Here is a 10,483-nt window from a genome sequence, read left to right as displayed (position 1 = left end):
AAGTGCCCGACTTGGATCTCTACTGGCAGGAATTAGACAGCCAGGAAATCACCGCGCGTTTTCCGGGTGTCCGGTTCAAACCGCCGACCGATTTTCCGTGGGGCAGAGAGATGCACATCATCGACCCGGGAGGCGTCTGTTGGCACGTGCGGCAAGCGCGGGAAATCCCCGGGCCGTGAAGTTGCTAGGTTCCAGGAAGAGCCGGCGAGCGTTTTTCAGCGGGCGCCGCCGACATCCGAGTGGTAGTCTGGCCACGGCGCGCGTGTTATTCTGGTCGACTCATCGCAGGGCTGGCCGCCGGCCTGGCTTTGCCGAGCAAATCAACAGGAGCCTGACACCGATGCGATCGATCTATGCGTTTGTGCTTTTCGTTTGCGCCACGTCGCATTTCGACCGCGCCGCGGCCGAGGAGTTTCGCCGCGATACGTTCGACGACAAGGGGTTCGCCACGATCTTCGACGGCAAGAACCTGGACGGCTGGCACGTCAGCGCCGAAACCGGTCACAGCGGCAAGAGCAAGCACAAGAGTGGCGGTCGCTGGGTCGTGGAAGATGGCGCGATCACGGGAAGCCAAGACATTCCCGGCAACGGCGGCATCATTCTCACCGACAAGCAGTACGGCAATTTCGAAGTCGTGGTCGAGATGAACAACGACTTCGGCCCCGACAGCGGATTGTTCCTGCGCAGCAACGAAAAAGGGCAGGCCTATCAATACATGGTCGATTATCACTCCGCAGGCAACCTGGCCGGCGTCTATGGCGAGGGGCTGACCGGCGGTATTCACCTGCGCAACTTCGATTTCCTGGAAAAGGTCACCGAGATCAAGCAGCACGATTGCGCGTTCCCACTACCGATCAAGCCGGCCGATTGGCCCAAGCTGTGGCAACACGGCAAATGGAACGAACTGCGGGCTCGGATCGAAGGAAACCCGCCGCAGATCACGACCTGGATCAACCGCGTCCGTTTCATGGAATTCAAGGACACGGAAAAACGTCATCCCGATACCGGCGGCATCGCGCTGCAGGTCCACGGCGGCGGCGACCACACCAAGGAATTCGTCCGCTACCGCAACGTGCGTGTAAGAGTGCTGGATTGAGGGCGTGGTTGCTTATCTGCCGCTGATCGATGAGCAATTGATCGGCGGGCGACATTAGCCGCTGTCAGCACTAGATCCCATAAGATTGATTGCGCGGACTTGCTCGGGTAATTTACGCAGTCACGGCGATGCAAACTGCGGATCTATCGTCGACGGCGATACGCAAGCAGCGCGACTCCGCCGAACGCGGCGAGGATCAGCGAGGAAGGCTCGGGGATCGCGATTTGGCCAGTGGCAAAGTCAATGGTTAGTACGCCTGGATCAGCACTAGCAGCGGCAACGCCACCAAAATAGTTGTAGGCGGTCCCGCCGATTCCGATGAACTGGCCCGCACCGTTGTTGTAGAAATCCGGAAGGTGTATGTCACCCTTGGAAATTATCTGAGCCAAAGGGACGGTCAGCACACCGTTCACGAACTGGCTCGCCAACGGAGCCTGATCCAACCGGTTTTGCCCCAGGGGTCCGTATATGCCGGAGAACCCCATGTCCGCATTGTTGCCGCCCACGGCTGCACCACCACCGGTTACACCCGTAGCTAGGCGCCTGAAAAGATATCCCGTCGTGCCCATCGCGGCAGCTGGCCCCTGTGCGTAGACGCCTTGCCCGCTGTCAACGGTGCTGACGGTGCCGAAGTTGTCGGTCGTGCCGTCGTTGGCGAAGCCGTTGATACCTTGCAACGATCCGAAGTCGCTCGAGTACCACCAGCTGTCCTTGTACAGTGCGGTTGTGGCGGCGCCTGCGGTCGGGAAGCTCGGTCCACCGGAACCGCCATTGGAAATGGAGTTTGGACTGTTGGCATCGACAAACGTCCAGGCGGTCTGAATATCCGGCACGTTATTTACCCCACCGGCCTGAATCGGGCCAAGGGCATTGCCGGTGATCGAGATATTCTGCACGAACAGGTCCGGCGTGCCGGGATTAGCAGCAACGTCGGCGGTAGTGACCTGCAAGCCAATCGTAAACGCCTTAGCGCCAGCAATGCCAATATTGCTGTTGACGGCCATCACAACCAATTGCACTGCCTGGGCAGAAGTCGCCATTGCCAGAACAAAAGCAACGATTAGGCAAGCTCTAAATTTCACTGTGCGCCCCTCCTAGATGGTAACTGACGATAGTGCGAACGGATCGTTTTGTTGAAGTCACGCGCGTGCGCAGGTAGGCACGACGAACTGAACAGACTAACTGGCGGCTACGGGTTCGACAACAGGGCGGAACGTGTCCCAGGCCCGATCCGGCCTGAACCGGAGTATTCGCATTGCCACCTTTGAAGGCGATCTTTTTGGACGAATAGAGTCGCATGGGGACTTGCTGCCAGATCGGCGGCGGTGACCTGCACGCCAATCATAAATGCCTTGGCCACGGCGACGCCAATATTGCTGTTGACCGGCATCACAACCAACGACACGGCCTGGGCGGATGGGGCCATTAGCAGAACGATGACTGCGACGAGGGCAGACATGAATCGCATGATGTGCCGCTTTTAGACGGCGAGAAAACATGAACGAGGAATGAAGAGCTGCGGGAATAAAAGTAGAAGAAAAGCTGCTCTGCGCGCCAAGGTACCGTTGACTTATCGCGAAGGCCATGTCTCGGTTGTGCTGAAGAAGGGTAGCAGATGAAACGCTCATTTGAACAAAGCGGGCGGGCCGCTCAGGTTCCTGCCCCGCCTTCCGGCCGTTTTCATGCGCTGGCCGCAGAACGTGCCCCCAGCATGCCCCGAAAGGTACGCCGTGGGGTGCGTCCAGCTGGATTGAGGAACGTGCCGGGCCATGGTATTGCGATCCGCAATCCCGTGGTGATCCACTGCGTCGTTGGACGCGTGTTACCGCACGATAGAACGCGCCTGTTCAAGCATTTTGTAAGGCTGCGATTCGTTCAGGGCAGAGATCAATCTCGGCTTGCAGCCGTAGGGGTTTGATTTGATTGTATTTTCCGCTTCTCCTCCGTGCTCACCCGGCCGGTAGAAGCGGACTAGGGTCTCGACGGCCACCCGTGCCGGTGGCCACGAGACAACTTTAGGGACGCTGGCGACACGCACGCAGATTGTCCGCTTTAACCAAATAGCGAAAGCGTGCGAACGGTACGCCAATCAGCGGGCAGGGACCGATGTGGTCTTTTGCTCTTTCGTGTCCCGGAGCATCTGCCTGTAAAGCTGACGCCCTTCAGGTGAATCAAGGTCGCCGTCCAGCGTAACGAGCTTGTCGGCGTCCCTTTTTGCACGTCTACCGCGACGTGCCTCGATCCGCTGACGTTGCGCGTGCAAGGCGACTTTTTTATGACGGTTGAGCTTCATCGCGATGGCCCAAGCTTGCATGGGGGCTGGACTCCCTACCACCTGGTCTTTCGCCGCCCGGAACCGGCGCCTGACATCGCTTTCTTTCCCTGGCGCACGAAAATGCCGCCAGGATCGGGGAAAGACCGCTGGCCGTATTGGGTGATCTGCCGCGCGCTCTGACGATTCTTAAGAGCCGTCAGGCAGCGCAGGAAACTGACCGCGAAGCTGGCATGGCGATCTGTCGCAAGGCGTTTGCCAGCATGAACGTCGAAGAAATGACGAAGCGCTTCGCGCGAAGAAAAGAAGCAGCAATCGATCCCCGATCAACACCGTTTATAACCCTGGCCCAGCAATAAATGTCGGTCAGCTACATCTCCTAGTTCCAGACATCGGACTTTGACATTGTCATGATGGCCAGCGAACATCTGGCAAAGTCTGAACGAAGCTCAACGGACGAAAGATCCGGTTCGCGGTGCAACGAGGAGCGAACGATGCGTTGGGGGATGGTTCCGGACGAGCATCGCGTGTGGGCTGGACGAGGAGTGTTTGCCGCCGTGCTCGTTGGTATTTGCGTCGCGCTCAGATGGCTAGGAAAGGCACGGCCCACGATTCGTAGTCGAGAGTACTGGCGGCTTTCTTCTCTTGAACCGACAACCTTGATTGGACTTGCTGTGACCTATATCGTGTTTGCGATCGTGCCCGTCGTGCCGGCGGTCTGGTTTTCTGGCTAAGTCGCCCCTTGCGGTAATGCCGTGTCTCATTTCCCATCACAGCCGCAGCCATTCTCGAACGCTCGACGTTGTCGCTGCTGACGGCGGCACACATGAAATACCACCGCTAACCGAATCGTCGAGCATATGGAAGACCCCCAAAAAGAACGGATGCCCGCGATCGAAGCAGACATCGAAGCACGCACCATCGGGGGTGCCAGATTGCATGGCGGACCTGTTATTTTAGCCGAGTATGACTTTGCTTGGCCCGACATGTTTGCGCGAGAGGCGGCACGTGTCACGCAAGTGCTTGGCGACAAGGCCATAACTATCGAGCACGTAGGCTCAACTTCGGTGCCTGGTCTTGCGGCCAAGCCGATCATCGACATCTTGATGGAAGTGGCTGACTCAAATGATGAGCCGGCCTACGTGACACCGCTTGAGTCAAACGGATATGAGTTGCGCATTCGTGAGCCCGATTGGTGGGAACACCGGATGTTCAAAGGGCCCGACACGGATGTGAACCTGCACGTCTTCACAGTCGGCTGCCCAGAAGTCGACCGCATGCTGCGATTTCGGAATCACCTGCGATCCGATGCTGCTGACCGCCTGCTCTACGAGTCCAAAAAGCGCGAGCTCGCATCGCAAGACTGGGCGTACATCCAGAACTATGCTGACGCCAAGACGGCGGTCATCGACGAGATCATCGCCAGGGCCGACCCCGCTGTCGGTCGACTCCCAAGAACAAGCCTGTAGCGAGCTTTGACGATTCCGGACGCATTTTGCCATCGGGTCATGTTTCCGGCGTTACTTCCGATGGCGCAGACGCGGGGTCGGGCTAGTCCGGGCGACCTTACCTTTGAACTAGGCCGAATAAAGCTCGTTTCCTGGATGCTTGCGGCTTGACCACACGTTGACGTCTCAGCGAACCTAAAACATCGGACGAGACGTGTCTCAGTCGATTTACGCTCCTCCTGCAGCATCGGGAGTATCTGGTCAACCTTCAGCGTTTAGTGCGACTTTGGCCCGGATCCAGACTCAGTCGGTTTGGGAAAAAGTCAGTTGACAGTAAGCCATTCACAAGCGGAAACTGCAAATTGATAATCGCCGTCGTGGGCCCAGGCGGTTGGAATTGACATAATATACGTGGCCTCTCGCTGGCCGATGGTTTGCCATGTTTTCGATTTTCCGAGCGACCGAGCAGCAAACTACGTCTGGCAGTCCGCTGTCGCGGCGCGAGTTGCTGCGTATAGGCGGATTGAGCCAACTGGGGCTCAGCAGCTTCGATTTAGCGCGCTTACGCGCCGCCGAGCCCATTGATGCTGCACCCGCGCGGGGTCGGCACAATTCGTGTATCTTCATTTTCCTTTTCGGTGGCCCCAGCCACATCGATCTGTGGGATATGAAACCGCAGGCGCCCCGAGAAATTCGCGGCGACTTCGAGCCGATCTCAACTAGCGTGCCGGGCATCCAGATTTGCGAACATCTGCCGCGGATGGCAACGCAAATCGATAAGCTTTGCCTGCTGCGTTCGATGGAGCATCGCATGCCAGTGCATGGCCCGGCATGCAGCGAGATGTATTCTGGACGGCCGTATTTCGGTCCGCCCGTGACCGATCAGGCCCGTTCGGAGGATTGGCCATCGCTGGCGGCCCTCACGATGCGCTTCGCCGAGCGCCGCGCTGCATTACCATCTTCGGTGGTGCTGCCGTGGTACACGCAGTTCGGCGGACAGGACAAACGCATTGCCGGCCAGACGGGCGGGCGGATGGGCGAAATGCACAATCCGTTCCTTGTCCAAGGCGATCCTAGCGACGAAGGATTTGAGGTACAGGGCATCCGACTGGCCGCCGACGTGCAGGTCGATCGAGTGCGAGCCCGCCGCGAATTGCTGCACCAGTTGCAAAACGTGCTGCCCCTGTCGCTCGCAGGCGAGCCAACCGTGCAGACATTTGCCAACCATGCCGACACGGCCTTTTCGCTGCTTGGCGACCTGCGGGCTCACGAGGCGTTCCGACTCGACAAGGAGTCGTCGCCAACGCGGGCTCGCTATGGCAGCGGAAAGTTCGGGCAAAGCCTGCTACTGGCCAGACGACTGGTCGAGGCCGGTGTTTCGTTGATCACGGTCAATTGGGACGATGACAGCCGAGACGAAAAGGTCTCCCCTTTCTGGGATACGCACAATCACAATTTCACGTCGCTCAAGAATCGCCTGGCGCCGGCGTTCGATGCGAGTTTTGCAGCTTTGGTGGAAGATCTGGCCGACCGTGGGTTGCTCGAAACGACGCTCATCGTGGTGACAGGCGAGTTCGGCCGGACGCCTCGCATTGGACAGATCGTACAGAATGGCATGACCGAAAAGAGCGGACGCGATCACTGGCCTCATGCCTTTACCGTCTTACTGGCCGGCGGCGGCGTGCGTGGAGGCCAGGTATATGGCGAGACGAATCGGATCGGGGCCTTTGTGAAGGATCGTCCCGTGTCGCCGGCCGATCTGTCGGCGACGATCCTCTTTCATCTGGGGATCGATTTCAGCCGCGACTATTGGGACGAATTCCAGCAGGTGCAACAGAAACTGAGTACGGGCCGCATAATTCGGGATTTGGGTTAGAGGTCACGCTGCCGCGGGTCAGCATGTACTGGCATAGGTTGACCAGCAGTAGTCCACGGCCTTCCTGGCCGGCGAATGATCCATTCGCGAACTGGATTTCACTTAACGCGGACTGGGTTCGTCGTCGCGAGCCCTGAGGTGTTTTTTGGGACCCTCGTGAATTGGTCGACACGCAGAGTCCCGCCGATGGACGGTTTTAAGGTTTTCGAGACGAGCCAGGGCCACGGTTTGAAACGACGGCAGAGGACCGATGTGTCACGCCCTTCGGCGGCGACAGGCCATTAACGCAAGTCCGCCGATTGCGGCCGTGACGATTGTTGCGGGCTCGGGGACGACGCTCACTTGACCAGACGCACTGACCATACTGCTGGTAGTCGCGTCGCCGGCGGTCTTTAGCCAGTTTGAATTTACCAAGCTGATCGCGAGGCCATTCGCCACTTGCTGGCTGCTCGACTCGCCGGGCATGTGCATGCCGGTTTGCAACCAGTTGCTGGCCACGACGCTGATATCAAGACCGTTAACCACGCCGTCACGATTTACGTCCCCCGGCACCACGGTAAGTGGTCCAGAGATGGCGTACATGGTGTGGTTCCCGGCAGCCTCGTAGTATCCGCCCGTGTCGATCCAATTGGACATGGCAGACTTGGTATCTCCCCAAACGGGAATCGCTGTGCCGAGCGGATCGGAAGGATCATCGGGGGCACCCGAAGTACCCGTGCCTGTCCACACCTCGGTGTAGCCTGGGATTGGCGGCACGCCATTTTCGTCAAACGCGATTGAATGCGCGATGCTGCCATCCCACAAAGTGGCGTTGGAAGTCGCGACAAGCTGGCCTGCCGTATTGTAGATGGGCACGCTCATCGAGGAGGGGCTGGTGTTCGTATTATCGCGGGCGGACTCTGTCGGAGTGCTGGCGAGCGCTGTCCATGTCGTCCCCAGCGCGACAAGCGCGGGATCTAGATCGGCGGCATTGGTCACAAACGAGTTGTAGTAGCCAATGTTATTCGACAGGGCATTGGTCGACGTGCTGGTGACAAAGACCAAACGATATTGGTCGCCGGCAGTCAAACCGGCGGGGACGGCGATCGGCCCGGCCAGGGCGGTCGGGCACTTAGTAACGGAAGCAGCGCAGGCGAGAAACAGCATTAAAAATAAACGACTCATCAGTACCACATCTCATGTTGCTAACCCCTGCGTGATGGTTGGGCATCCGAAATCGTGGCTACTGGCCCGGACGACCCAAATGCAGCCTAGCAAAACCGCCATAACAAAACAGGCCAGTTGGCTTGCCCGGTGCCCGCCCGTTGACGTGGTCTCGATCGGCAGGCAGCGGAGCGGCGGCCGATTCAAACCGTCAGTCGTGGCCTGGACAATTCGACGGGGCGCGTTGAACAGGGCCGATTCACCGACGTCCCCATCGGGCCGTTGCCGCAGTATTTATTGCCCGCTAGTACGAGCTGTGCCCCGTGCGGCGCATGGAAAATACATTAATACTTGCGTTTTCGTTGGATTTGTTGTGCCACCTTCGGAACACTTTGGCCACGGTAGCATTGCTACTTACCTCGGTGCCGATCTCGGGGGTCGGCGCCAGGCACTCGCCAGTGACGATTCGCGTTCGGAAGGATCACCAGCGGGGACGCTCTATTTTCGTTGGGTGACATGTCTCGAGCTGTTTGGCACCGCAATCTTTTCGAGCGCTGCCCGAGCGCCGGCGACAACTGCCGCCAGTTGCAACGTGGACGCCCCTGGGGGTCGCAAGACGATTTCTATCATCGCAACCATCCGACGGGTCTTTGGGCCGTGCCATGCTGCTGGCGGTGAGGGGGATTTGAAACAGCTATTTAGTACCCGGCTGCGGTAAGGCAAAGGCAACGAATGCATCGCCCGACTTGGTTTTCAATTTGCCACCGCCGCCACAAGCAATGACGACGAATTGTCGTCCGCCCGCCGCGTAAGTGCAGGGCGTGGCGTAACCTCCCGCGTCGAGCTGATGGTCCCACAGTATTTTGCCGCTGTGTTTGTCGAAGGCGCGGAATTTTTCATCTTTCGTGCCTGCGATAAACACCAGCCCGCCGGCGGTGACAATCGTACCGCCGAAGTTTTCCGTGCCGGTCGGAGCTATGCCGCGAGCGATCAATGCCGGGACTTCTCCCAGCACGACCTGCCAGGCGAACTCGCCTTTGTTCAGGTCGATCGCCGTCAAACGTCCCCAAGGAGGCTTTATTGCCGGATAGCCGGCGTCGTCTTCGAAATTCCGGTAGCCGCCGAATCGGTATCCACCATGCTCATCCTTGTGCATGGCGATGATGGCCGGAAGTTCATTAGAGTTTACGTACAAATAGCCTGTCGACGGGTCGAACGAGCCACCGCTCCATGTCGCGCCTCCGTGAAAGCCCGGAGTGACCACAGTGCCCTGCACGCTCGGTGGTATATGGGCTTGTCCGTAGCGGAGAGTCTTTAGCTCGGCACGCACAAAGTCGCGGGACCGCGGCGAAATTGTAGTGATATCGTCATCGGTGAACGTCTGCCGAGAAAATGGCGGGGGCTTGTCGGGGATGGGCTGCGTGGCGAACGCCGTCTCTTCGGGAATGTCCGAGGGAGGCACCGGTTGCTCGCGCACGGGAAAGAGCGGCGATCCCGTTTTAAGATCCAAAAGATAACAGTATCCCGTCTTCGTCAGCTGCGCGACGGCGGCAATCGTACGGCCCTTGTGTTGCACGCTGACGACTACCGGTGGGCAAGGATTGTCATGGTCCCAAAGGTCGTGGTGCACCGTCTGAAAGTGCCAGACGCGACGACCCGTGCGCGCGTCCAAGGCAAGCGTGCAATTGGCGAAGAGCCCCGCGCCTGTGCGGTCTGCACCGTAAAAATCGGCGCCTGCCGAACCAGTGCCACAAAACAACATGCCACTGGCCTTATCAAGTGTCAGCCCACCCCAGGCGTTGGCACCACCGCGCCGTTCCCAAGCATTCGGCGGCCAGGTGTCGTAGCCATCTTCCCCCGGCCGCGGTACGGTGTGAAACCGCCAGCGCTGTTGTCCAGTTTTCACATCGAAGGCGCGGATGTCACCTGGTGATCCTGGATGGCCTTCGTCATTGGAAAATCCCAGAAACACCACGTCCTCGAAGATCATCGGAGCCGACGTCGGACCGTATGACATTTTCGAGATGTCGCGCTCGATGCCTTTGCGCAGATCGAGCTGTCCATTCGTCGCGAAGCCGGAATCGAGTCGTCCCGTTTTGGCGTCCAGTGAAATTAAGCGTCCATCCGATAGGCCCGCTAGAATCCGGCGGTCACCGCCCGGGTGGCCGTCCGACCAATAGGCCACGCCGCGATTCACGCCACCGGAGGCCCTGATCCACTTCTTGGAATCGTCGTCATAGGGATCGAATCGCCAGATTTCTTGGCCAGTCGCCGCGTCGAGCGCAGCGACCTTGGTACGCGCGGTCGTGATATACATAACACCGTCGATGACGATCGGCGTACATTCGATGGTTGTCTTCTCGCCGGCGTCATGTGTGTGGTAAACCCACGCCTCCTCGAGTTTTTGCACATTGTCTTTGTTGATTTGCCGTAGTGCAGAAAAACGCTTGCCACCACTGTCGGCGCCCACCTGCGACCAGTCGGCCCCGGCAAACTCTTCGGGCTGCGCGCCGGGCGGCTTACTATCCTGCGCCGATGCGGATTGAGAAGTAGCGACACTTCCTAGAATGGCGGGAAGTGCAAGAATGCAAAATATGGTTCGCGTATTCATTGCGATCAGAAGTTCCTAGAGAACCGACGGTTGCACT

Annotated in this window: 9 protein-coding genes; 5 read left to right on the top strand and 4 right to left on the bottom strand. The window is 58.7% G+C overall.

Annotated features, from left to right (window positions below):
* Nucleotides 1–340: 340 nt before the first annotated feature.
* Entirely contained in the window at nt 341–1,096 is a 756-nt protein-coding gene (locus VGG64_27955) for a DUF1080 domain-containing protein (GenBank protein HEY1603471.1), read from the top strand.
* 143 nt (nt 1,097–1,239) lie between these two features.
* Here VGG64_27955 and VGG64_27950 read toward each other — a convergent pair whose 3' ends face one another.
* Complete coding sequence (locus VGG64_27950; GenBank protein ID HEY1603470.1) at nt 1,240–2,136, bottom strand: PEP-CTERM sorting domain-containing protein; 897 nt, start codon at nt 2,134–2,136, stop codon at nt 1,240–1,242.
* Between the two features lie 1,049 nt (nt 2,137–3,185).
* A complete protein-coding gene (locus VGG64_27945; GenBank protein HEY1603469.1) occupies nt 3,186–3,410 on the bottom strand; it encodes a hypothetical protein in 225 nt (74 codons plus the stop codon).
* 116 nt (nt 3,411–3,526) lie between these two features.
* Here VGG64_27945 and VGG64_27940 point away from each other — a divergent pair, with 116 nt between their 5' ends.
* From VGG64_27940 to VGG64_27925, 4 genes are all read left to right on the top strand, one after another.
* A complete protein-coding gene (locus VGG64_27940) occupies nt 3,527–3,727 on the top strand; it encodes a hypothetical protein (protein ID HEY1603468.1) in 201 nt (66 codons plus the stop codon).
* A 135-nt stretch (nt 3,728–3,862) separates the two neighbouring features.
* Complete coding sequence (locus VGG64_27935; GenBank protein ID HEY1603467.1) at nt 3,863–4,102, top strand: hypothetical protein; 240 nt, start codon at nt 3,863–3,865, stop codon at nt 4,100–4,102.
* A 126-nt stretch (nt 4,103–4,228) separates the two neighbouring features.
* Nucleotides 4,229–4,837 carry a GrpB family protein gene (locus VGG64_27930; protein HEY1603466.1) on the top strand — a complete coding sequence of 203 codons (609 nt, stop codon included), beginning with the start codon at nt 4,229–4,231 and terminating at the stop codon, nt 4,835–4,837.
* A gap of 418 nt (nt 4,838–5,255) precedes the next feature.
* Nucleotides 5,256–6,692: a DUF1501 domain-containing protein gene (locus tag VGG64_27925; GenBank protein HEY1603465.1), complete on the top strand. Its 1,437-nt coding sequence runs from the start codon at nt 5,256–5,258 to the stop codon at nt 6,690–6,692.
* A 255-nt stretch (nt 6,693–6,947) separates the two neighbouring features.
* Here the strand turns inward: VGG64_27925 and VGG64_27920 are convergent, their stop codons facing one another.
* Together VGG64_27920 and VGG64_27915 are read right to left on the bottom strand one after the other, a co-directional pair.
* Nucleotides 6,948–7,856, bottom strand: a complete 909-nt coding sequence (locus VGG64_27920; GenBank protein ID HEY1603464.1) for a PEP-CTERM sorting domain-containing protein — start codon at nt 7,854–7,856, stop codon at nt 6,948–6,950.
* A 673-nt stretch (nt 7,857–8,529) separates the two neighbouring features.
* Complete coding sequence (locus VGG64_27915) at nt 8,530–10,446, bottom strand: pyrroloquinoline quinone-dependent dehydrogenase (protein HEY1603463.1); 1,917 nt, start codon at nt 10,444–10,446, stop codon at nt 8,530–8,532.
* Nucleotides 10,447–10,483: the final 37 nt, after the last annotated feature.

Source organism: Pirellulales bacterium, assembly GCA_036490175.1.
In the GTDB taxonomy this organism is placed as follows: Bacteria; Planctomycetota; Planctomycetia; order Pirellulales; family JACPPG01; genus JACPPG01.
Note: the sequence above shows the minus strand (reverse complement) of the source record. Positions and strands in the feature narration are given on the sequence as shown.